This window comes from Egibacter rhizosphaerae (genome assembly GCF_004322855.1).
Classification (GTDB): Bacteria; Actinomycetota; Nitriliruptoria; order Euzebyales; family Egibacteraceae; genus Egibacter; species Egibacter rhizosphaerae.
Map to the genome: position 1 here is coordinate 3,095,316 of NZ_CP036402.1, position 22,879 is coordinate 3,118,194.

Annotated in this window: 20 protein-coding genes; 14 read left to right on the plus strand and 6 right to left on the minus strand. The window is 71.6% G+C overall.

Going from position 1 to position 22,879, the window contains the following annotated elements:
- Positions 1–6 precede the first annotated feature (6 nt).
- Positions 7–738, minus strand: a complete 732-nt coding sequence (locus ER308_RS14460) for a succinate dehydrogenase cytochrome b subunit (protein WP_131155636.1) — start codon at positions 736–738, stop codon at positions 7–9.
- Positions 739–949: 211 nt separating this feature from the next.
- Here ER308_RS14460 and ER308_RS14465 point away from each other — a divergent pair, with 211 nt between their 5' ends.
- Entirely contained in the window at positions 950–2,548 is a 1,599-nt protein-coding gene (locus ER308_RS14465; protein ID WP_131155637.1) for an acyl-CoA mutase large subunit family protein, read from the plus strand.
- Between the two features lie 67 nt (positions 2,549–2,615).
- On the opposite strand, the gene ER308_RS14470 is transcribed toward ER308_RS14465, so the two are convergent.
- On the minus strand, positions 2,616–3,980 hold the full coding sequence (locus ER308_RS14470) for an FAD-binding oxidoreductase (protein ID WP_205745633.1): 1,365 nt from the start codon (positions 3,978–3,980) through the stop codon (positions 2,616–2,618).
- A gap of 157 nt (positions 3,981–4,137) precedes the next feature.
- Here ER308_RS14470 and ER308_RS14475 point away from each other — a divergent pair, with 157 nt between their 5' ends.
- The 9 genes from ER308_RS14475 to ER308_RS14515 all read left to right on the plus strand — a co-directional run bounded on the left by ER308_RS14475 (position 4,138) and on the right by ER308_RS14515 (position 13,888).
- Positions 4,138–5,526, plus strand: coding sequence for an NAD(P)H-quinone dehydrogenase (locus ER308_RS14475; RefSeq protein ID WP_131155638.1), 1,389 nt, complete (start codon positions 4,138–4,140; stop codon positions 5,524–5,526).
- A gap of 222 nt (positions 5,527–5,748) precedes the next feature.
- Positions 5,749–6,495 (plus strand): SDR family NAD(P)-dependent oxidoreductase, encoded by a 747-nt coding sequence (locus ER308_RS14480; protein ID WP_165492112.1) that lies wholly within the window; start codon positions 5,749–5,751, stop codon positions 6,493–6,495.
- Positions 6,496–6,521: 26 nt separating this feature from the next.
- Positions 6,522–6,896: a hypothetical protein gene (locus ER308_RS14485; RefSeq protein ID WP_131155640.1), complete on the plus strand. Its 375-nt coding sequence runs from the start codon at positions 6,522–6,524 to the stop codon at positions 6,894–6,896.
- Positions 6,897–7,055: 159 nt separating this feature from the next.
- The gene (locus tag ER308_RS14490; RefSeq protein WP_131155641.1) at positions 7,056–8,069 is read left to right on the plus strand and encodes an ABC transporter permease; all 1,014 of its coding nucleotides are present in this window, start codon (positions 7,056–7,058) and stop codon (positions 8,067–8,069) included.
- 144 nt (positions 8,070–8,213) lie between these two features.
- Positions 8,214–9,533 carry a substrate-binding domain-containing protein gene (locus ER308_RS14495; protein ID WP_131155642.1) on the plus strand — a complete coding sequence of 440 codons (1,320 nt, stop codon included), beginning with the start codon at positions 8,214–8,216 and terminating at the stop codon, positions 9,531–9,533.
- An 81-nt stretch (positions 9,534–9,614) separates the two neighbouring features.
- Positions 9,615–10,376: an ATP-binding cassette domain-containing protein gene (locus ER308_RS14500; protein ID WP_131155643.1), complete on the plus strand. Its 762-nt coding sequence runs from the start codon at positions 9,615–9,617 to the stop codon at positions 10,374–10,376.
- 25 nt (positions 10,377–10,401) lie between these two features.
- Positions 10,402–11,934: a UTRA domain-containing protein gene (locus ER308_RS14505; RefSeq protein WP_131155644.1), complete on the plus strand. Its 1,533-nt coding sequence runs from the start codon at positions 10,402–10,404 to the stop codon at positions 11,932–11,934.
- Complete coding sequence (locus tag ER308_RS14510; protein WP_131155645.1) at positions 11,931–12,896, plus strand: shikimate dehydrogenase family protein; 966 nt, start codon at positions 11,931–11,933, stop codon at positions 12,894–12,896. The genes ER308_RS14505 and ER308_RS14510 overlap by 4 nt, the downstream gene beginning before the upstream one ends.
- A complete protein-coding gene (locus ER308_RS14515) occupies positions 12,893–13,888 on the plus strand; it encodes a phosphotriesterase family protein (RefSeq protein WP_205745634.1) in 996 nt (331 codons plus the stop codon). The genes ER308_RS14510 and ER308_RS14515 overlap by 4 nt, the downstream gene beginning before the upstream one ends.
- 43 nt (positions 13,889–13,931) lie before the next feature.
- Here the strand turns inward: ER308_RS14515 and ER308_RS14520 are convergent, their stop codons facing one another.
- Positions 13,932–15,686 carry an acetyl/propionyl/methylcrotonyl-CoA carboxylase subunit alpha gene (locus ER308_RS14520; protein ID WP_131155646.1) on the minus strand — a complete coding sequence of 585 codons (1,755 nt, stop codon included), beginning with the start codon at positions 15,684–15,686 and terminating at the stop codon, positions 13,932–13,934.
- A gap of 150 nt (positions 15,687–15,836) precedes the next feature.
- Between ER308_RS14520 and ER308_RS14525 the strand changes: the two genes are divergently transcribed.
- Positions 15,837–16,292 (plus strand): plastocyanin/azurin family copper-binding protein, encoded by a 456-nt coding sequence (locus tag ER308_RS14525; RefSeq protein ID WP_165492113.1) that lies wholly within the window; start codon positions 15,837–15,839, stop codon positions 16,290–16,292.
- 6 nt (positions 16,293–16,298) lie between these two features.
- Here the strand turns inward: ER308_RS14525 and ER308_RS14530 are convergent, their stop codons facing one another.
- Entirely contained in the window at positions 16,299–18,059 is a 1,761-nt protein-coding gene (locus tag ER308_RS14530) for an acyl-CoA dehydrogenase family protein (RefSeq protein WP_131155648.1), read from the minus strand.
- Between the two features lie 244 nt (positions 18,060–18,303).
- On the opposite strand from ER308_RS14530, the gene ER308_RS14535 reads away from it, so the two are divergent.
- Entirely contained in the window at positions 18,304–19,038 is a 735-nt protein-coding gene (locus tag ER308_RS14535) for a hypothetical protein (RefSeq protein WP_131155649.1), read from the plus strand.
- Between the two features lie 68 nt (positions 19,039–19,106).
- Positions 19,107–19,853: an OmpA family protein gene (locus ER308_RS14540; RefSeq protein ID WP_131155650.1), complete on the plus strand. Its 747-nt coding sequence runs from the start codon at positions 19,107–19,109 to the stop codon at positions 19,851–19,853.
- Positions 19,854–19,936: 83 nt separating this feature from the next.
- On the opposite strand, the gene ER308_RS14545 is transcribed toward ER308_RS14540, so the two are convergent.
- Together ER308_RS14545 and ER308_RS14550 are read right to left on the minus strand one after the other, a co-directional pair.
- Positions 19,937–20,200, minus strand: a complete 264-nt coding sequence (locus ER308_RS14545) for a hypothetical protein (protein WP_131155651.1) — start codon at positions 20,198–20,200, stop codon at positions 19,937–19,939.
- A 43-nt stretch (positions 20,201–20,243) separates the two neighbouring features.
- The gene (locus ER308_RS14550; RefSeq protein WP_131155652.1) at positions 20,244–21,845 is read right to left on the minus strand and encodes an acyl-CoA carboxylase subunit beta; all 1,602 of its coding nucleotides are present in this window, start codon (positions 21,843–21,845) and stop codon (positions 20,244–20,246) included.
- A gap of 70 nt (positions 21,846–21,915) precedes the next feature.
- On the opposite strand from ER308_RS14550, the gene ER308_RS14555 reads away from it, so the two are divergent.
- On the plus strand, positions 21,916–22,788 hold the full coding sequence (locus ER308_RS14555) for a biotin--[acetyl-CoA-carboxylase] ligase (protein ID WP_131155653.1): 873 nt from the start codon (positions 21,916–21,918) through the stop codon (positions 22,786–22,788).
- Positions 22,789–22,879: the final 91 nt, after the last annotated feature.

Consider the following 22,879-nt stretch of genomic DNA (forward strand, 5'->3'; position numbering starts at 1 on the left):
GGCCGGCTAACCCACGATCCCGAGCTGGACGGCGATCGGGAACGAGAGGTTGCCGGCGGCGACCACGACCGCGAACGCGACCGCGAAGTAGCGGCGCCAGTGGTTGAAGCGGCGTTGGTTCCAGCCCATCGTCTGGAACAGGCTCCAGACCCCATGGTAGAGGTGGAACGCGAGGGCCAGGTTCGCGACGACGTAGATCGCGGCGATCCACCAGACGCTGAAGCTCGTGACGATGTTGCCGTACACGTCGGCGTGGTCGAAGTCCGGGTTCGTGGCGCCGAAGGTGAGGTCGGCCAGGTGGAAGAGCACGAACAGGCCGACGATCACGCCGCTCCAACGCATCGTGCGCGACGCGAAGTCGGCGGCGTTGTAGTCGCGCTTGCTCTGGTACTTCGTCCCGCGCGCCCGCCGGTTGCGCAGCGTGAGCACGGCGGCGGCGTGGATGTGGATCGCGAACGCGGCGATCAGGACGATGCGCACTCCCCAGAGAGCCGCGCCCTCGGGCAGGGCCGGGTAGGCGATCTCGCGCAGCCACGCGGCGTAGTCGTTCAGGGGCTGTGCGCCCTCGAAGAGCTTGAGGTTGCCGACCATGTGGGCGAAGACGTACGCCATGAGCACGATGCCGGTGATCGCCATCGCGTACTTCTTTCCGAGCGACGAGGCATAGAACTCCGCGATCCAGGGGCGCCGACGGTTCCGGGAAGCCGTGGATGTTGCGCCGGTCTGGGTCGCCGCCATCTTCCGTGCTCCTCGCTCGTCGCGGTTCCCGCCGAGCCGCTGCGGTCGCGGGCCACGCGCCGTGAGCGTATCAGCGCCCTATGATCGCGACCCAACGAGGTGGTGGGGGCGTGCATGGTCTCGACGGGCCGATCGCTTGGGTGGGTAGCCTCCGCTCACGCCCTCTCCGAGCCGGGAGGCCCCCGCAGCTCGGCGCGACGAGGAGGCAGCGATGAGCGAGCCGCGCAGGGCCGAGGGTCGGACCGACGCCGGGATCCCGGCCCAGCCCGTCTACCGGCCCGAGGACGTCGCGGACCTCGACTATCAGCGCGATCTCGGTGACCCCGGTGCCTTCCCGTACGCGCGGGGGGTCTACGGCTCGATGTACCGGGGACGGCTCTGGACGATGCGCCAGTACGCCGGCTTCGCGAGCGCCGAGGAGTCCAACCGCCGGTACAAGTACCTCCTCGAGCAGGGTCAGACCGGCCTGTCGGTGGCCTTCGACCTGCCGACGCAGATGGGTTACGACTCCGATGCGCCCGTGGCGTCGGGGGAGGTGGGCAAGGTCGGGGTCGCGATCGACTCGGTCGAGGACATGCGGGCCCTGTTCGACGGGATCCCGCTCGACCGCGTGTCGACGTCGATGACGATCAACGCGCCGGCCTCGATCCTGCTCCTGCTGTACGAGCTCGTCGGGGAGGAGCAGGGCGTCGACCCCGCCGAGCTGCGGGGAACGATCCAGAACGATGTGCTGAAGGAGTACATCGCCCGCGGGACCTACATCTTCCCGCCGCAGCCGAGCCTGCGGATCATCACCGACACGTTCGGCTACTGCGCCGAGCGGCTGCCCTCGTTCAACACGATCTCGATCTCGGGCTACCACATCGCCGAGGCGGGCGCGACGGCGGTCCAGGAGGTCGCGTTCACGCTGTCGGACGCGATCGCCTACGTCGAGGCCGCGCTCGAGGCGGGTCTCGACGTGGATCAGTTCGCGCCCCGGCTGTCGTTCTTCTTCGTGGCGCGCTCGTCGCTGTTGGAGGAGGTCGCCAAGTTCCGCGCGGCGCGCCGGTTGTGGGCCCGCCTCATGCACGACCGGTTCGGTGCCCGGGACCCGAAGTCGCAGATGCTGCGCTTCCACACCCAGACCGCCGGCGTGCAGCTCACCGCCCAGCAGGCCGAGGTCAACCTCGTCCGAGTGACGTTGCAATCCCTGGCGGCGACCCTCGGGGGAACCCAGTCGCTGCACGCGAACGCCTTCGACGAGGCGCTCTCGCTCCCCAGCGAGAAGGCTGCCCGCCTCGCGTTGCGCACCCAGCAGGTTCTCGCCCACGAGACCGACGTGCCGTTGACCGCCGATCCCCTCGGCGGGAGCTGGTTCGTCGAGTCGCTCACCGACGAGATCGAGGCGCAGGTCGCCGACTACCTCGCCCGGATCGACGAGCGCGGTGGGGCGGTCGTCGCGATCGAGCAGGGGTACCAGAAGGGGGAGATCGAGCGCTCCGCGTTCGACCTCTCCCGACAGATCGAGCAGGGCGAGCGGGTCGTGGTGGGCGTGAACCGCTACCGGGCCGACGAGGAGGTCGACCCCGAGTTGCAGCGCGTGGACGAGGCGGTGCGCCAGCAGCAGGTCGAGCGGCTCGATCGGGTTCGCCGGCAGCGGGACCAGGCGGCGGTCGACGCGGCCCTCGCGGATGTGGCCAAGGCCGCCGAGGGTGAGGCGAACCTGCTGCCGGTGATGAAGCACGCCTTGCGGGAACGCGCGACGGTCGGCGAGGTCTGCGACGCCCTGCGCGGGGTCTTCGGGGAGTACGTGCCGCCCGACACGTTCTGACGCGAGCGCCGTCGCCTGTCTGGGCGGGATCGTGTGCGGAGGTGAGCACGAGTCCGCCCGGGTGCGATCAGTGGGCGCGCAGCACGGCCGGGTTCAGCACCCCGGTCGGATCAAGGGCCCCGCGCAGCGCCGCCATCGTCGCGAGGTCGGTGTCGTCGCGGACCCGGCCGAGCCAGCCCGCCTTCGCCACGCCGATCCCGTGCTCGGCGCTGATCGAACCATCGCGAGCGACCACGAGTTCCAGGACGGTGTCCTCGAGCCGCTCGGCGGGCACGAGCGCGTCCCGCAGGAGGTTCACGTGCACGTTGCCGTCGCCCACGTGCCCGAACGTGTAGGCCCGCACCGACTCCGGCAGGTGGTCCTCAAGGCCCTCGACGAACCCCGCGAGCTCACGGGGCGGCAGCGTCACGTCCAGCTTCACGGGCACGCCGCGAGCCTCGAGCCCTTCGGTGATGTGCTCCCGGTAGGCCCACAAGCGAGCGCGGTCGCGGGCGTCCGTGCCCACCGCGACCTCGCCGACGTCCAGGTCGTCCGCGGCGCGCTCGACGACTGCGGCCAGCTCGTCGGTCGGTTCCTCCGGCCCCGCGACCTCGAGCAGCAGCGCGCAACCGGGGGTGGCCTCGAACGGTGGTGGCAGGCCCGCGGTCTCGATCACGAGCTCCAGGGCTTCGGCCGACACGGCCTCCGCCGCGACGAGCCCCCGCACCTCCCGGCGGGCGCGGGCCGTGAGCTCCACGGCCGCGCGCCACCCGTCGAGCGCGCAGAGCGCCACGACCCGGTGGGCGGGCTCGTCGACGAGGCGCAGCGTCACCCCGGTGATGACCGCCAGGGTGCCCTCGCTGCCGGCGAAGAGCCCGGGCAGGTCGTAGCCGACGTTGTCCTTCTCGAGGCCCCCGAGCCGTCGCAGCACCCGCCCGTCGGCGAGCACGGCCTCCACTCCGCGGACCTGCGCGCGCATCATGCCGTGGGCGAGGACGTGGACGCCTCCCGCGTTCGTGGCGACCATCCCTCCGAGGGTGGCCTGCGAACGCGCGGCGAGATCGACCCCGACCGCGAGGCCGTGCGGGCGGACGTGCGCCTGGACGGCCGCGAGCGTCGCCCCCGCGCCGACCGTCACTGTGCGGTCGAGCGGCTGCACGGTGCCGAGGCGGTCGAGCCGGCGCAGTGACAACACCGCTTCGTGCTCGTGCGGGACGCTGCCGCCCACCAGGCCCGTGTTGCCGCCCTGGGGGACGACCGGAACCCCCGCGTCCGAGCAGGCCCGCACCGCGTGCGCGACCTCGTCGGTCGTGCCCGGCCGGATCACGAGTCGGGGGGTGCGCTCCCAGCGGCCGGTCCAGTCGCTGCCGTAGGGCGCGGTCAGCTGCGGGTCGTCGAGGACGTGGGCCTCGCCCACGAGCGCGCGCAGCTCGGCGGTCAGTGCGTCCGTCACGCGAGCAAGGCTAGGGCTCCGCCGATGGGCTCGTAGCCGCGGACCGTCCCGTCTCCTACGCTGCGGGAGGCCGGCAGACCTGCCGGCGACCTGCCCACAGCCGACAGCCGCCGTACGGGCGGGACGACGAGGCCGCCGGGCGAGACAAGGACGGCGCATGCGAATCGTGATCATCGGGGGTGGGCCAGGGGGTTACGAGGCCGCGCTCGTCGCCGCCGAGCACGGCGCGGACGTCACCCTGATCTCGCGCGAGGGTCTCGGCGGCAACAGCGTCCTGTGGGACTGCGTGCCGTCGAAGGCGTTGATCGTCTCCGCCGAGGCGATGGGCTGGATGCAGTCGGCCAAGCGGCTCGGGGTGCGGCTCGAGGGCGGCCACGACCTCGCGACCCGGACCGAGATCGACATGAACGCGGTGATGGACCGTGTTCAGGGGCTCGCGTTCAACCAGTCCGCGGACATCAGCAAGAAGGTCGGCCGCACCGGAGTCGAGATCATCGAGGCGGAGGCGCGGCTCCTCGACCCGCAGACGGTCGAGGTGGAGCACCGCGGGGGGCGTTCCTATCGCGTGTCGGCCGACATCGTCCTGATCGCCACCGGGTCGAACCCGCGCACGCTCCCGGGGTGCGAGCCCGACGGGGACCGGGTCTTCACCTCCCGTGAGCTCTACGATCTGCGGGAGCTGCCCGAGCGGTTGATCGTCATCGGGTCCGGGGCCACCGGAGCGGAGTACGCGCACGCGTTCGCCCGTTTCGGCAGCGAGGTGCACCTGATCTCGAGCCGCGACCAGATCCTTCCCTCCGAGGATCCGGACGCCGCGGCCGTGATCGAGGACAGCTTCGAGCGCTGGGGCATGGTCATCCACCGCCGGAAGCGCGCCGCGGACATCGAGCGGGGCGCCGACGGGGTGCGGGTCGAGACCACCGAGGGCGAGTGGGTGGAGGGGACCCACGCCTTGTTCTGCATCGGGCAGATCCCGGCCTCGGGCGGGCTCGGCCTCGCCGCGGCCGGTGTCCACGTCACCGACCGCGACGCCATCCCGGTCGACGGGGTGAGCCGAACGAACGTGCCGACGGTCTACGCGGCGGGCGACGTGACCGGCTCGATGATGCTGGCCTCCACCGCCGCGATGCAGGGCCGCAACGCGATGTGGCACGCGCTCGGGCAGGCGGTGACACCGTTCCGTGACGACGCGGTGGCCAAATGCATCTTCACCGAACCCGAGGTGGCGACCGTCGGGATGACCGCCGAGGACATCGCCCAGTCGCAGGTCCCCGTCCGCACGGTCTCGTTGCCGATCGCGCGCAACCCGCGGGCCAAGATGCGGGAGCTCAGCGAGGGTTTCATCAAGCTGCACGCGATGGCCGGCAGCGGCCTCGTGCTCGGCGGAGCCGTCGTCTCGGCCCAGGCGAGCGACCTGATCGCCCCGGTCAGCGTCGCGGTGCACAACCGCTTGTCAGTACAACAGCTGGCCTACGCGTTCACGGTCTATCCCTCGATCTCCGGCTCGCTGCAGGAGGCCGCGCGGCAGCTGATGGACCGCGCGTAGGCGCGCTGATACCGCGCTATCGCGGGAATCGCGCCGAGCCGTCATGGGCGCGTGAAACGCTCGAAATCGCCCCTTGACCGCCCTGGGAGGTACTGACACGCTCTTGTCAGTACAGGATAACAGGATGTCCGGTCGAGCTGTTCGGTCGAGGCCCCGCTGCGGGCCACGACCGCGGACCCGGGCCGAAGCCGATCCCGACCGGACCACGTCAGGGAGTCGAGGGTGCGCACGGTCATCGTGACGGGAGCGACGCGGGGCATCGGGAGCGCGACGGCGCTCGAGCTCGCCCGGCGGGGATGGTGGGTGCTCGCCACGGGGCGCGATGCCGAGGAGGGTGCCGACGTCGAGAAGTGGATGCAGGACGTCGGGACGGGTCGGTTCGTGGCCGTCGATCTGCTCGAGGAACGGGCACCGGAGCAGGTGACGGCGGCGGCGCTCGAGGCCACAGGACGGATCGACGGGCTGGTCAACAACGCGGGGGTCATCCATCCCGCACCGCTGGACGAGCTCGACATGGATGTCTACGACCGCCTCATGCGGCTCAACGTGCGGGCCGCCGTCGCGCTCGGCAAGGAGGTGGTCCCGCCGATGCGCCGACAGGGCGGGGGAGCCATCGTGAACGTCTCGAGCGAGGCCGGGCTCGTCGGCTTCCCCGGACAGGTCGCCTACAACATCTCGAAGGCGGCGCTGGTGATGCTCACGAAGTCGATCGCGGCGGACTACGCCTCGGACGGCATCCGCGCACTGACCGTGGCCCCGGGGACCACGCGGACGCCGCTGGTGGACGCTCTTATCGCGAACGCGCCCGATCCCGGTGAACAGGAGGCGGCGCTCACTCGCATCCGGCCCCAGCAGCGGCTCGGGACGCCCGAAGAGGTAGCGGCCGTCATCGCGTTCGCGATGAGCGACGACGCCGCGTTCATGACCGGCACGGAGCTGGTCTGCGACGGCGGCAAGACGGCGGTGTAGCGAAACAGCGGCTGGAGGGAAGGCACATGCGGTTCACCGTCTTCGAGAAGCGCGGCGACGAGGTCGGCGCGCGGGTGGTCGAGAAGCCCGAGTTCGAACCGTTCACGCACTTCGACGGCGCGCCGCTGCGCGCGGTCCAACGGGCGGACGTCACCAGTGCGCCCGGGGTCCGCACCGAGATGGTGCACATCGCCGCCGGCGGCCACTTCGTGATGCACGCCAGTCCGGACGTGGCGGTGTGCAACGTGATCCGCGGCCGCGGCGAGCTCGTTCTGCCCCAGGGCGAGGTGCTCGGGTACGAGGCCCCCGAGCTCTACGTCTTCCTGCCGGACACGCTGCACGAATGGCGCAACATCGAGGCCGACACCCTGCTCTCGACCGCGTTGGTCGAGGCGCGCTAGCCCCCGGGCGGGGGCCGGTGACCGCGGCGTCCCCCGCGAGCACCTCTCCGTCGCGTCCGTCACGCACGAACCGTTGGCACGTCCGTCCGCGACCCATGCGAACCGGGTGGGGACCACGCCTTGAGCCCCACCGGAGCGCCAGGCGAGGAGCCGACCGCCATGAGCCGTGAAGACACCCCCCTGTTGACCGACGAGGCCGCCGCCCCGGGCGCGCCCCCGCGGGTCCTGCCCATCACCGGCCCCGTGCCCGCGCCGTTCCTCGCGCCGGCGCTGATGGTGCTGATCTTCGGGATCGTCATGGCGGTCTTCGAGCCGTCGTTCTTCGCGTGGGGGAACCTGCGCAGCGTGCTGCTCGACGCCGCGCTCTATCTGGTGCTCGGCGTGGGGATGACCTTCGTGATCACCGCCCGCGGCATCGACCTCTCGATCGGCGGGATCATCGTGTTCTCGGGCGTGGTGATGTCGGCCGTCATCCTGGATCTCGGGATGCCCGCCTGGGTGGGGATGCTCGCGTGCCTGGCCGCGGGCGCGGCCTGCGGGCTCTTCAACGGCCTGGTGATCCAGAAGGCCAAGGTCCCGGACCTGATCGTCACGCTCGCGAGCGAGTTCGTGTTCCGCGGGCTCGCGCTCATCTACGCGGGGGGTCAGATCTTCTACGGGTTCCCGGAGGCGATCGGCTGGATCGGCTCCGGGCGTGCCGGGCCGCTGCCAATCCCGATCATCATCGGCGTTCTCACCATCCTGGCCGGCCACGCGTTCCTCACCTGGCACCGGTACGGCGTGCGGCTGCACGCGGTCGGCGGCGATCCGGTGTCGGCGAACCAGATGGGCATCGACGTCCCCCGCTACCGGGTCGGTGTGTACGTGATCATGGGCCTGCTCGCCGGCCTCGGGAGCATCATCCTCGCCGGTCGGCTCGACGCGGTCGTGGCCAGCGGCCAGGAAGCCGTGATGCTCCACACCATCGCCGCGGTGATCGTCGGCGGGACCCGGCTCTTCGGCGGCCGCGGGACGATTCTCGGGACGCTGCTCGGGGCGGTCCTCCTCTCGATGATCGGCAACGCCGTCGTGATGCTCGGGTTCGAGTCCTTCTGGCAGCTCGTGGCATCCGGTGTCGTGATCATCGTCACGATCGCCCTCTACGCGCACCGCGAGCGGTCCGTCCTGACCTAGTGCTCACGGCACGACAGGGCCTCGAAAGGAGGTGGCGCGGCGCTCCGACGTTGCGTTGACGCTCGTCCCGTCGGCGTTCGGCGGGGCGGGCAGGCAGGGCCCGAGCCAGGTTGAGAAAGGGTAGAGCCGATGGGTGACAGGCGGATGAGAGCCGGACTGGCGGTGTTGTTCGCGCTGATGCTCGCACTGGCGGCAGCGTGCGCCGAGGAAGAACCCGACGACGTGGCGGCCGACGATCCCGACGACGAGGCCGCACCCGACGACGACCCCGACGACGATGAGCCCGACGACGAGCCGGACGACGACGAACCTGATGACGAGCCGGACGACGAGGCCGACGATGAGCCGGACGACGAGGCCGACGAGCCGGAGGCCGACCCCGAGGAGGCGTTCCCGGAGTCCTCGCACGAGCGGGGCGTGGCCACCGTGAGCGAGTTCCACGAGGCCTTCCCCGAGCACGAGCAGCTGATGGACGACCTGCTGGAGGTCGTGAGCGACGACGCCGAGGAGGCGGACGTCGACCTGGACGAGCCGGTCCAGATCCTGTTGTTCATCCCGAGCCTGGAGGTCGGTGATGCATGGGCCCATCTCGAGGCGGGCCTCACGTTGCGGCTGGACGAGCTCGGGATCGACCACGAGATCACCGACTTCCTCGTCGAGCCCGACGAACACGACACCCAGGCGTCGCAGGTCGAACAGGCGCTCGCCTCGGCCGACGACTACGACTTCGCGCTCTATGCCCCCACCGAGTGGGAGGCCCAGAAGGGGCACGTGGCGCGCTTGTCGCAGGAGCTACCGACGATCGCCTACAACGTCGCGAACCCGTTCCCCGACCTCTGGGGGACCGAGGAGTCGCCGATCAGCCACATCGCGTTCGATCACGAGGTCGGCGCACTGGAGCTGTGCGACTGGGCGATCGAGGAGCTCGACGACGGCGACCAGATCGCGCTGCTGCGCTTCGTTCGCGGCTTCGTCGACGACATGCGCAGCGGCACCTTCGCCGACTGCGTCGAGGAGAACTCCGGCATCGAGGTCGTCACCGACTACGAGACCGACGGCGACCAGGAGAAGGCGTTCGCCGGAGCAGGGACGGTCCTGTCCTCGTATCCGGACGTCGACATGATGCACGCCGCCTCGACCGCGATCACGCTCGGCGCGTCCGCTCAGCTGGAGGAGCGGGGCGTGGCCGACGACGTGATCATCAACGGGTGGGGCGGCACCGAGGAGGAGCTCAACGCGCTCCGCGAGGACGACATCGACGTCACGGTCTTCCGCCAGATCGACGACTGGGGCGTCGCGGGCGCCGAGATCATCCGCATGCACCTCGAGGGTCGTGAGGACGAGGTCCCCGGCGCGGTGTCGCCCGAGATGATCACGATGGATCAAACGTTCAGCGACGAGGACATCGACGCCGAGCTCGAGTACGCGTTCCGCTACATCGACCAGGTGCGCGGCGACGACTGACGCCACCGGGTGGGGCGGGCGGCCTCGCCCCACCCGGCCCATCCGGCGCGTGGCCGGCACACCCGATCCGAAGGAGCGACCGTGGCCATCGAGATGACCGGCATCAGCAAGAGCTACGGCGCGGTGAAGGCGATCGAGGGAGTCGATTTCACCGTCGAGCCCGGGGAGATCGTCGGGCTCGTGGGCGACAACGGCGCCGGCAAATCCACGTTGATCAAGTGTCTGTCCGGCGTGCTGCAACCGGACGAGGGCGAGATCGTCGTGGACGGGCAGCGGCGCCAGTTCCGCACCCCGAACGAGGCCCGCGCAGCGGGGATCGAGACCCTGTACCAGGATCTGGCCCTGTCGGACGGCTTGAACGTCGCCATGAACGTCTTCCTGGGTCGCGAGGTGACGACGCGGGGCGGGTGGCTCAAGTTCCGCGAGATGCACGAGCACGCGAGCCGCATCATCAACCGCTTCTCGATCCGCGAGGTCGAGACCACCACCTACGTGAAGAACATCTCCGGCGGGCAACGGCAGGTCGTCGCGCTGGCGCGCACGCTCGGCTTCGGCTCGCGCTACGTGATCCTCGACGAGCCGACCTCGGCGTTGAGCCCGGCGGCGGCCGACGAGGTCATCGAGGTGGTGCGCAACCTGCGCGAGGAGGGCTTCGGGGTGGTCATGATCACCCACAACGTGCCGCACGCGTTCGAGACCACCGACCGCATCGTGGTGATGCACCTCGGTGAGATCGCCGGGGAACGGGTGACCCGCGAGGCCACGCACCAGGAGATCGTGTCCTTGGTCATGGGCGCGCAGAGGATCGCCGACGAGTCGCCCCCGCCGGCCGACCGATCCTGAACGCCCCCACCTGCGAGACCCCCGCATGAGTGCCATCGATCGCGAGTCCCCGCTGCCGCTGTACCACCAGCTGGAGCGCGTCCTGCGGGACGCCATCGAGCAGGGCGAGTACGCGCCCGGTGAGCTGCTGCCCAGCGAGAGCGAGATCTGTCGCCGCTACGACGTGTCGCGCAGCGTCGTGCGTCAGACGCTGACGAACCTCGCGCACGCGGGGCTGGTGCACACCGAGCGGGGCCGGGGCACCTTCGTCGCCGAGCGGAAGGTCCCCGAGCACTTCGTCCAGCGCACGGCCGGGCTGTTCCGCGACCTCGCCGGCCGCGGCTTCGACATGCAGACCCGCGTCCTCGGCCAGGAGCTCGTCGAGCTGCCGCTCGCGGTCCAGGAGTTCCTCGGGGTGCCGCGCGGGCTGCGGATCGAGCGGTGCCGGCTGGTCGAGGGCAAGACGATGATGTACGTGCTGAGCTACATCCCCGAGGGACGTTGCCCCGGACTCGAACACGACGACCTCGACGACCGGTCCCTGTACGAGCACATCGAGGCGACCTACGGGCTCCGCGTGGCGCGAGGACGACGCAGCGTCGAGGCCGCGGCGGTCGACGAGCGCGTCGCGGACATCCTCGACGTGGCGCCGGGCGCGCCGGTGCTCGTGCTCCGTAGCCAGACGTACGCCGACGACGGTCGGCCGTTCGAGGTGTTCGAGGCCTGGCACCGGGCCGACCGCACGCGGTTCGAGATCGACATCGCCCCGGAGGGCGAGGCGGTGCCCGTGCGCCATTCGCCGACCGGTGACGCCGCTGGCCAGCCGAGTTCGGTGGACGGCCTCGGCGACTTCCTGGCAGGGGGGCTCCACTTGGCGTCCGCCGCCGAGAGCGGTCGTCTGCTCGGCGTCGAGGTGGGGGTGTGTCCGTCGGCCGACGCCCTCGTGGACCGGTTGCGGGCCGAGCGCCTGGTGGCCGTGCTGCGCGCGCCGCACTACGCCCAGCCGGCGGGGGTCGCGCGGGCCCTCGAGAGCGGGGGCGTCTCGATCGTCGAGTTCACGTTCACGGGCGAGAACGCCCTCGAGAGCATCGAGGCCGCGCGGTCGGCGAGCGATCGCATCCTGGTCGGCGCCGGGTCGGTGTTCACCCTCGCGCAGGCGCGCAGCGCTGTCGAGGCGGGCGCGCAGTTCGTCGTCAGCCCGGTGGGTGTACCCGAGGCGGCGAGCGCGTCGCTCGGCGTTCCCGTGATGTCGTCGGGCCTCACCCCCAGCGAGGTGCACGCGGCGGCGGCGCGCACCGAGGCCCCCGTCAAGTTGTTCCCGGCGTCCGTCGGGGGCCCCGGCTACGTCCGGGCACTCACCGAGCCGATGCCCGACATCGCGCTCGTCCCCTCGGGTGGTGTCACCGTCGACAACGCGGTCGACTACCTCGAGGCCGGCGCGCTCGCCGTCCACGCGGGGGGTGCGCTCGCGCCGCGAGCAGCGCTCGTCGACGGGGACGTCTCGGCGATCGAGGCGCGGGCTGACCGCTTCGTTCGCGCCCTTCACGGATACCGCACCCGACAGGAGATCGGTGGATGACCCAGGAGCACACCGCTGCGCGGCCCGTCGTCCGAGGTGATCCCACGCTCGGCTTCGTGGGGGTCACCGCCAGCCGTTCCTCCATCAACGACGTGTTCCCGCTGTGGTCCGAGGAGCTCGGCCTCGACGGGGCACGGCTCGAGCCGTGGGACATCCCGCAGGACGCGGACGATCGGATGTACCGTCGCGTCCTCGAGGACCTCCGCGGCGATCCGCGCTTCCTGGGCGCGCTCGTCACCAGCCACAAGCTGCGGTTGATCGAGGCGGCCGGCGACCTCATCGACGAGTACGACGAGCACGCGCGCCGGCTCGGGGAGGTCTCGTGCCTCTCGAAGCGCGACGAGCGGGTACGGGCCCACGCGAAGGATCCGATCACTGCCGGCAGGGCGCTGTGGGGCTTCGTGGCCCCGGACCACTTCGCCGACACGGGCGCCGAGGTGCTCTGTCTGGGCGCCGGGGGCTCGGGACTCGCCCTGACCATCCATCTGCTGGCGATGGTCGAGCCGTCACGCCGGCCGTCCCGGATCACCCTGGTCGACCGGGACGCGAGTCGGCTGGAGGAGGCCGAACGCTTGCACCGCGACCTCGGCGATGCCGGGGTCGCGATCGAGTGCGTGACGAACGCCGTGCCGGAGGAGAGCGACCGGCTGGTGGCGGGCCTGCCCGAGGCGTCGCTGGTGGTGAACGCGACGGGGCTCGGCAAGGACGCGCCCGGGTCGCCGCTCACCGACGACGCCCTGTTCCCCCACCGGGCGCGGGTCTGGGACTTCAACTACCGCGGTGATCTTCGGTTCCTCGCGCAGGCCCGGGCGCAGGAGCGCGCACGGGAGCTGGTCGTCGAGGACGGCTGGGACTACTTCGTGCACGGGTGGAGCGAGGTCGTCTCGGAGGTGTTCGGGATCCCGCTCGACGACGCCCTCGTGCGGCGACTCGGTGGCCTCGCCGCGGCGGCCCGCTCGTGAGCGACCCCGCCCCGGCGTCGACGGCCAGGGACGCTGGCGCGGGCGCCGCGCCCCGCGCCGACCCGCGGGTGGTGCGAACGGTCCTGGGGGACCGCCGACCGGACCTGCTCGGCCGTACCGACTATCACGAGCACCTGCGGCACGTGAGCCCGCTGCTGCCCGGCGAGGAACTCGACGACCCGGACCGCTCGGAGCAGGAGGCGGCGTCGCTCTCGGGGGCCGGCGTCGACGCCATCGTCGACCTGACGCCGATCGGGCTCGGCCGCGACCCCGCGTTCCTGCGCGCCGTGAGCGAGCGCACCGGGCTCGGGATCGTGATGGCGACGGGCGTGCACCGCGAGGCGCACTATCCCCAGGACCATCCCGTGCGCGCCCTCGACGAGCGGCGGTTGCAGCAGCGGTTCGTGCGGGACGTCCGGGAGAGCGCGATCGCCGACGCCGAGCCGCTCGCCGAGCCGGTGCGTGCCGGGATCCTCAAGGTCGGGATCGGCTACTGGTCCATCAGCGCGTTCGAAGCACGCGTGCTCGACGCGGCAGCCGCCGCCCACGCGGCGACCGGCGTCCCGGTGGCGTGCCACCTCGAGCTCGGCAGCGCGGCGTGGGAGGCGAGCGACCGCCTCGCCCGCGCGGGCGTTGCCCGTGACCGGCAGGTCCTGGCGCACTGCGACCGGAACCCGGACCCGGGCCTGCACGCGGAGCTCGCCGCGGCCGGCTGTTACCTCGGCTACGACGGTGTGGCGCGTCCGAAGCACTGGCCGGACTCGACGGTGCTGGACTGCCTCGTGGAGGTCGCCGCGCGCGGGGGCGCGGATCGCTTGCTGCTCGGCGGCGATGTCGCCCGACGCTCCTCCTACGTGTCGTACGGGGGGATGCCGGGCCTCGCCTACCTGCCGGAGCGGTTCCTGCCCCGGCTGCGTGAGCGAGCGCCGGAACTGGAAACCCGGATCATGTGCGACAACCCGGCGCGCCTGCTCGCGTTCGCGCCGCGATAGCCGCGTTCGGAACCGCAGCGTGCTCGGGCTCGAACGTCGCGGTTCAGGCGTGTGACGCGGACGCGGCCTCCTCGGCAGCGATCGTCACGAGCGGCGCACCCAGGTCCACGTGGTCCCCGGGGCCGACGGCGACCCGCTCGACGACGCCGTCGCGCGGGGCGGTGACGTGGTTCTCCATCTTCATCGCCTCGAGCACCACGAGGACGTCACCGGCGTGGACGGGGTCCCCGACCGCCACCGAGGTCTTGGTGATCGTGCCCTGCATGGGTGCGGTGACCTCGCCGGGTCCGCCGCCGACGGCCGAGCGGGCGGTCGCCCGGCGCCGGGAGCTCGATGGCGTCGAGCGATCGTCGAACACGCTCACGTCGAGGCGCCGTCCACCCACCTCGACCGTCAGGGTCCGTGATGGCCGGGCCGGCCCCTCCGAGGGCTCGGGAGGCGCCGCGGGCGCGATCGGTGACAGGTCCCACTCGTGCTCGACCGACACGGTCGCGACCGCCCCGGCGATGAAGTCCTCGTGGGCCAGCGCGAACCGATGGAAGTCGAGCGTGGTCGGCACGCCCTCGACGAGGGCCTCCTCGCAGGCCGCCAGCAGCTTGCGTCGAGCTTCCTCGCGGTCCGCGCCGTACGCGACGATCTTCGCCATCAGCGAGTCGTAGTCGCGGGGGATCGCCCATCCGGTCACCACGCCGGCGTCGACCCGAACTCCCGGTCCGCCGGGAGGGCTCCAGCGGGTCACCCGTCCCGGCGAGGGCGCGAACGAGGCCGCGACGTGCTCGGCGTTCACGCGCGCCTCGATCGCATGACCCCGCAGGACGACGTCGGACTGCGTGAGCTCGAGCGGCTCGCCGGCGGCGATGCGCAGCTGCCACTGCACGATGTCCTGGCCGGTCACGAGCTCGGTCACGGGATGCTCGACCTGCAGGCGCGTGTTCATCTCGAGGAAGAAGAACTCGCCGTCCTCGTAGAGGAACTCGCAGGTGCCGGCGCCGGTGTAGCCGACCTCTCGTGCGACGCGCAGGGCCGCGGTGCCCATCGCGTCGCGGACCGCGGGGTCGAGGTGGGGCGCGGGCGCCTCCTCGATGAGCTTCTGGTGACGCCGCTGGGTGGAGCAGTCGCGCTCGCCGAGGTGCACGAGGTGCCCGTGGTGATCGGCGAGCACCTGGATCTCGACGTGCCGCGGGCGGCGGAGGTAGCGCTCCACGTAGACCTCGCCGCGTCCGAACGCGGCCACCGCCTCCCGCTGGGCCCCCTCGAGGGCATCCTCGAGCCCCACGGGGTCGCGCACCACCTTGAGGCCACGGCCGCCGCCCCCGTGCGCGGCCTTGATCGCGATCGGGAAGCCGTGCTGCTCCGCGAAGGCGCGGACGACCTCGGGGTCGTCGGTGGGCTCCATCGTGCCCGGCACGACCGGACACTCGGCGGTGGTCGCGGCCGCGCGGGCCGACAGCTTGTCGCCCATCGCCTCGATCGCCTCGGCAGGGGGGCCGATCCACACCATCCCGGCCTCGGTGACGGCTCTCGCGAACTCGGCGCTCTCGGACAGGAACCCGTACCCGGGATGGACCGCCTCGGCCCCGGCGCGCCGCGCGACGGCGAGCAGACGCTCGGTGTCCAGATAGCTCTCCGCTGCCGGGGCCGGGCCCAGCAGGTGCGCATCGTCGGCGGCCGCGAGCCACGGCGCGTCGCGGTCCGCCTCGGAGTAGACCGCGACGGTCGGCAGACCGCGCTCCCGGCAGGCGCGCAGCACGCGCCAGGCGATCTCGCCGCGGTTCGCGACGAGCACGGGACCCTGCATGCAGCGCTCCTTGCACCGCGGTCGACCCGCCGCATGCTACCCGGCACGCGCGGAGGCTCCGGTTGCCGGGAGGCCCCCGGCGCTACACCATTGGCCCACACGCTCACATCGGTCGGCGCTCGTCGCCGTCAGCCCAGGAGGAGTCTCTCGATGACCCGCAGGCTCATGCTGCTCGCCGTCCTGCTCGTGTTCGGCCTCGCCGGCTGCTTCAGCGCCGAGCCGGAGGTCACCGAGGAGGAGCAGGTGCCCGCCGACCAGCGCGACGAGGTGGCGGAGGAGCCGGCGGAGGACGCCGACGACGACGAGGCCGCCGACGACGGCGAGGCGGAGGAGACCGTCGAGTTCGTCGCCGACGACAACTTCTACGAGGATCTGCCCGACTCGGTGTCGGCGGGCACGGTCGAGTTCGTGATGGACAACCAGGGCGCGGCCGAGCACGACATGGTGATCGAGGAGCTGGGCGACGAGGAGGTCGTCGAGCTGACCCCCGGCGGCGAGACCGCCTCGGGCACCGTGGAGCTGGAGCCGGGGGAGTACACGCTGTACTGCTCGGTTCCCGGGCACCGCGAGGCGGGCATGGAGGCGACCATCACCGTCGAGGGCTGACCGGCGCTACCGGAACACGTCGTAGCGGTACCCGCCCTCCTCGTAGGCGACCCGGGCGATCGCGTCGAGCCGGTCGTCGTCGTTGTCCTCGAGCTGACGCAGGTGGCGGCGGACCCGTTGCTGGGAACGCGCGCAGAACGTCTCGGCGAGCTCGCGCTCCTCACCGACCATCTCGACCCCCACCTCGTCGATCCTCCGCGTCAGCCGGGACACGACCGCCGCCTGCGCGTAGAGGTCCATGGCCACGTGCGCGAGCCGTTTCAGTTGCCCCTGCTGCTCGGTCACGCCCCGACCGTGACGGCGCAGCAGCTGCTCGCTCGCCCCGCGCAGGTCGCCGACCTGACTCGCGACCGGCTGCGCGAGGTCCGACAGCGACGCGTGCGCCGAGGTCATCCGGTCGCTGCGGAGCTCGCGCTGGACCCGGCCGAGGACGTAGTCCGCGATCAGCCCGATGGTCCGCACCGGCTGGGTGAGCTCGAACGAGGCCACCTCCCGGAGCTCGTCGCCCAGGGGCTTGAGTCCCGCCATCGCGACGAACAGGCGCAGCACGTCGTTGGCGCCCTCGAAGATCGGGTACACGCGGATGTCGCGCAGGATCTTCTCGTACGGGCTGCCGGCCATGTAGGCGCTGCCCCCGGCGAGCTGGAACGCGCGGTTCGCCGCGTACCACAGGAACTCCGTGGAGGCGATCTTCACCATCGCCGACTCGAGCGCGACGTCGGGCACGCCGGCGTCGTGCAGGCCGGTGGTCTGGTACGCCATCGCCTCGATCGCGTAGGTGTGCGCGACCGTCCAGGCGACCTTCTCCCGCACGAGCCCGAAGTCGGCGAGCGGGTGGCCGAACTGCCGGCGGCTGCGCGTGTGGTTGATCGCGAGCTCGAGGAGGCGCTTCGCGCCGCCGACCGCGCCGGTGCCGAGCGACATGCGGCCGTGGTTGAGGACGTGCATCGCGACGCCGAAGCCCTCCCCGGGCTCGCCGAGCACGTTCTCGGGCGGGACGCGGACCCCGTCGAACCGCACGTGCCGCAGCGCGTTGCCTTTCAGGCCCATCGTCTCGTAGCCGAAGGGCGACGAGAGCCCTTCCATGCCCTGCTCGACGACGAGGGCGATGTGCCCGCCCCCGTCCTCCCCCACGATGGAGGCGAACGCGACGAGCACGTCCTTGTCGCCGTTGCCGATCCAGCGCTTCTCGCCGTCGAGGCGCCAGGAGCCGTCCGCCTGCGGTGTCGCGCGCGTCGCGAGGCTGGACGCGTCGCTGCCGGCACCGGGCTCGGTCAGGGCGAAGGCGGCGAGCTTGGAGCCGCGCGCGAGGTCCGGCAACCAGCGCTCGCGTTGCTCCTGGGTACCGAACAGCTGGATGGCCTTCGTCCCGAGTGACTGGTGCACGCCCATCACGACCGCGAGCGTGCCGTCGATGCGCCCGAACTCCTCCGAGACCCGGCAGTAGGCCGTCTGCGACAGTCCTTGGCCACCCAGTTCGGTCGGCACCGACAGCCCCAGCAGGCCCTCCTCACCGAGTGCCGCGAGGAACTCGTCGCCGATCCACCCTCGTCGCTCGATCTCCCAGGGGTCGTGGTGGCGCTCGGCCACCTCGTGGACCGCGGCGATCAGTTCGTCGGCGCGTACCCGCTCGTCCCCGCTCAAGCGCGGGTAGGGCGAGAGCATCTCGTCGTGCAGCTCCCCGCGGAACAACGACTTGGTGAACGACGACGCCGGAGGCTCGTCGGATCCGTTCGCCGGAGTCTCGTTCGACAGATCCTCGCCCATTCGCCTCCCCCCTGCGCGCGGCGGTGTGCATCGACGGTCGCAGCGTGCCCAGCACGGCCACGTCCACCACGCGCGATCGGTGTGCCGACACCGCGTCGAGTCCCGCGGGTTTCAAGTGCGCCGGTCGCATCCGTGCGATAACGTATTGTCACTCTTGTCGATTGAAAGTGCGGGAATGTAGGGCACGGGGGTTGTCGACATGGTTGGGGGCAGGATCCCGGTCCGGCTATCGAGGAGTTCGTCCATGCGCGCCCGTACCTGCGTGCTGATGCTCGTTGGCCTGACCGGTGCGCTGCTGCTGACCGCCTGCGGCGATGACGACGAGATGGGCGACGAGCTCGCCGATGTGCACGACGCGATCGACGACCTCGCCGCTGAGGTCGAGGAGCTCCGAACGGAGATCGACGAGGCGCGCGGTGAGGGCGCGGTCGACGAGGGCGAGGGCTCTGATTCCGAGGCCGATAGGGGTGCCGAAGGCGCCGGCGGGGACGACGGGGACGCGGTGTTCGATCGCGACACTGCCGAGGGCGTCGCCTTCAACCCCCCGATCGAGGCGCGTCACCCCGGCGGCGTGGTCGTCGAGGTGCACGGCGTGCGCTCCACCGAGTCGTCGGTCGAGCTCGACACCCGAATCATCAACGGCCAAGGCAGGTCCGCCCGGTTGAGTACCCCCGGGATACCGAGTCGGATGACCGATGACGTGGGAAACGAGTACCTACTCGTCCCACCGGAGGATGACGACTGGCTCGAGGTCGAGGAAGGCGAGGTGCTGGAAGGCGCCTTGTCGTTCTCCGGACGGCTCGCCGCGGACGCGACCTCGCTCACGGTGGAGTTCAGGCCCGACAACGCCGACCGAACGCAGGACGGCGCCGACTCCGGGCCGCATCTGCTGTTGGAGGACATCCCCCTCGATCCCGAGGATGCCGACGAGGCCGAAGCTGGTGACGACGCCGACGGGTTGGAGGGCGACGACTTCTGAGCCCGTCACCGATGGAGATGGCGTGGGTCGATCCGATGGTCGCTCGGCAGTGTGAAAGAGGGATCACGATGCGTGGACTCGTCGTGCTGATCAGCCTGGCGGTGCTCGTGCTCTTGGCAGCCTGTGACGACGCCGCCGACGACGAGGACGAGGCCACGCAGGCCTCGGAAGAGGACGCGGCGGCCTCGGTTGAGGTGGAGGAGGGCGAGGCGGAGGCGGAGTCGGGCGAGGCCGGCTCGGGGGAGACCGACGGCACGGGCGGCGACGCCGACGAGGGCGGCGCCCCCGAGCGCCCCGAGAGCGATGTCGAGCTCGTCGAGGAGGCGCGTGAGGACTTCCTCGGCGAGGAGCTCGGCGCCTCCGAGATGGAGACCACGGAGCAGCTCGGCTCCGAGATCGAGCGGATCGAGGAACTCGAGTCCCGCTACGACGCCGAGGAGACCGAGCAGGGCGAGGTGCAGCTCACCGTTCCCGACCACGTGCTGTTCGACTTCGACTCCGACGAGTTGCGACCCGAGGCGGCGGAGGCGCTCGACGACATCGCCGAGGTCATCGAGCACTACGAGGACGCGCCCGTCGAGATCCAGGGTCACACCGACCATATCGGCGAGCCCGAGTACAACCTCGATCTCTCGGAGCGGCGGGCCCACTCGGTCGTCGACTACCTCGTCGACCGCGGCGTGGACGAGGGTCGCCTCACGGCTCGCGGGCTCGGGGAGGAAGAGCCCGTTGCGCCCAACGAACACGAGGACGGCTCCGACAATCCCGAAGGTCGAGCGCAGAACCGGCGGGTCGAGGTCCTGATCGACGAGTAACGAGTCGTGGGTCCGTCGCGCGACCGACCGAGGGAGGTCGGGCTCGGGAGACGTCGGGCGAGCACTGCCCCACCGGGTGGCCGCTACCCAGATCCTGCGGGTGTCGAGCGTCCTCCCAGGTCCGACGGGCGGGTCGCGGGCGGTCCGCCGACACCTTCACGCCGGGCGGCCCGCAACCACGCGGGGAGATCCCGACCGTCGGGCGGCTCGGGTTCGGCCTCCGTGATCAACGCCGCGACGATGGCCGCGACCTCCTCGTCGGTGGCCGGCGCCGGGATCCGCACGTCGGGCACTGCTTGCTGGTCGGGCACTGCTTGCTGGTCGGGCGCCGGTGGATCTTCGGGCATGGGGTGACCCTCGGGGATGGCGGCTCCTCGGCAGTCGGTCCGCTCAGAGCGGGATGTTGCCGTGCTTGCGGGCCGGCGGCGCCTGGCGCTTCGTGCGCGCGAAGCGCAGCGCTCGGACCAGGGTCGGCCGCGTCGCCGACGGTTCGATCACGTCGTCGAGGTAACCGCGCTCGGCGGCGCGCCAGGGATTCGCGAGCTCCCCGTGGTAGTGGTCGATGAGCTCCTGCCGCCGGTGCTCGACGTCCTCGCCCCGGCGCTCGAGGTCGGCGAGCTCCTTGCGGTACAGGACGCTGACGGCCCCCTCGGCGCCCATCACGGCGATCTCGGCGGTCGGCCACGCGAAGTTCGCGTCCGCGCCGGCGTGCTTGGAGCCCATCACGTCGTACGCGCCGCCGTAGGCCTTGCGGGTGATGACGGTGAGCTTGGGCACCGTCGCCTCACAGTACGCGTAGAGCAGCTTCGCGCCGTGGCGGATGATCCCGCCCCACTCCTGGTCGGTGCCCGGCAGGAACCCGGGCACGTCCTCGAAGGTGAGGATCGGGAGGTTGAACGCGTCGCACGTGCGCACGAACCGCGCGCCCTTCTCGCTCGCGGCCACGTCGAGCACGCCCGCCAGATGCATCGGCTGGTTCCCGACGACCCCCACGGGGTGTCCGTCGAGGCGGGAGAAGCCGATGACGAGGTTCTGCGCGTAGTTGGGCTGCAGCTCGTAGAACTCGCCCTCGTCCACGACATGGCCGATGACGTCGCGGATGTCGTAGGGCTGGTTGGAGCCGTCCGGCACGAGCGTGTCGAGCGCCGCGTCAGCGCGGTCGGGGTCGTCGTCCGGCTGGCTGTGCGGCGGTTCCTCGAGGTTGTTGTCCGGCAGGAACTCGAGCAGGTACTTGATGTCCTCGAGGCAGGAGATCTCGTCGTCGGCGGCGACGTGGGCCACGCCGGATCGGGTGGCGTGGCTCATCGCCCCGCCGAGCTCCTCGAACGTCACGTCCTCGCCCGTCACGGTCTTGATCACCTCTGGGCCGGTGATGAACATGTGGCTCGACTCGCGGACCATGAACACGAAGTCGGTCATCGCCGGCGAGTAGACCGCGCCGCCCGCGCACGGGCCCATGATCGCCGAGATCTGCGGCACGACCCCCGACGCCCGGACGTTGCGGTAGAAGATGTCCCCGTACCCGCCGAGCGCGACCACGCCCTCCTGGATCCGCGCCCCGCCGGAGTCGTTCAGTCCGATCATCGGCACGCCCATGCGCAGGGCGAGGTCCATGATCTTGCAGATCTTCTCCGCGAACACCTCGCCGAGCGACCCCCCGAAGACGGTGAAGTCCTGGCTGAACAGGCAGACGCGGCGGCCGTCGATCGTGCCGTAGCCGGTGAGCACCCCGTCCCCGGGCGGGTGCTCCTCCTCCATCCCGAAACCGGTCGCCCGGTGGATCGCGAGCCGGTCGGTCTCCACGAACGACCCCTCGTCGAGCAGGGCGTCCACCCGCTCACGCGCGGTGAGCTTGCCCTTCTCGCGCTGGCGCTGGACGGCGCGCTCGCTGCCGGGCTCCTCGGCCTCGGCCTTGCGGCGCCGCAACTCCTCGAGCTTGCCGGCGGTCGTATCGGTCACGCGTCCCCCTGTGCCTGTCGCGGACGGCGTCATGGCGCGCGAGGACGCAGTCTAGGAGGCTGCCTCGCCGCGGCGGACGCGGCCGCACCGCTACTGTGCCGGTATGCCCGGCCCTCCCGACGGACTCGTGCGCAGCCTGACCACCGGGTCGGGTGGGCTCGCCGGGTTCGAGTGGCACGAGGAGGTCGGGTCGACCAACGACCTCGCGGCGGAGGCGGCGCGGCGCGGCGCATCGGAGATCCACCTCGTGCTCGCCGACCATCAGGTCCGCGGCCGGGGCCGACGCGGCCGCGAGTGGCGGGCGCCGCCGGGGTCCTCGCTGACGGGCACGTTCCTGCTGCGGCCGGGCGACGCGCCGGTCGAGACGCTGCCGCTGCTGGCCGGGGTGGTCCTCGCGGAGGTCGTGGACGCCTACCTCGCGCCCGCGCGGGCGCTGGCGCGGGAACGCACCGCCACGGCGCCGGGCGCGAACGAAGGCACCGGGCAGGAGCGTCGGGGAGGCCCCGAGCTGGGCCTCAAGTGGCCCAACGACCTGCTGCTGCGTCCCGGTCCGAACCACTCGTGGACGAAGGCGGCCGGCGTGCTCATCGAGCGCGAGGGGCCGGCGGCCCTGCTCGGCATCGGCTGCAACGTCGACTGGCGCGGCGTGCCGCGCCCCGAAGGCGTGGTGGCGACCTCGATCGCCGAGACGATCGGCGAGCCGGTCGACCGCTGGCGGGTGCTCGCCGGGCTGGTCGGGGTCCTCGCCCGACGGTACGCGACATGGCGCGAGGATCCGCGCGACACCCTGGCCGCCTACCGCGACCGGTGCGTCACCCTGGGAGCGCGCGTGCGCGTCACCGGGAACGCCAGCGACCTGGGCGACCTCGAGGGCGAGGCCACCGGAATCGGCGACGACGGGCGGCTCCTGGTCGCGACCCCCCGGGGGGAGCGGGCCGTGGCCGCGGGCGACGTCATCCACCTCCACGAGGCGTAGCAACCACGGGGCAGGGGCAGGGTCAGTGAGGGCGTGTCCGAGCCGGCGTTGTCGGCCGGGCCCGGGCCCTCGTTGCGCGAACGCCGACCGG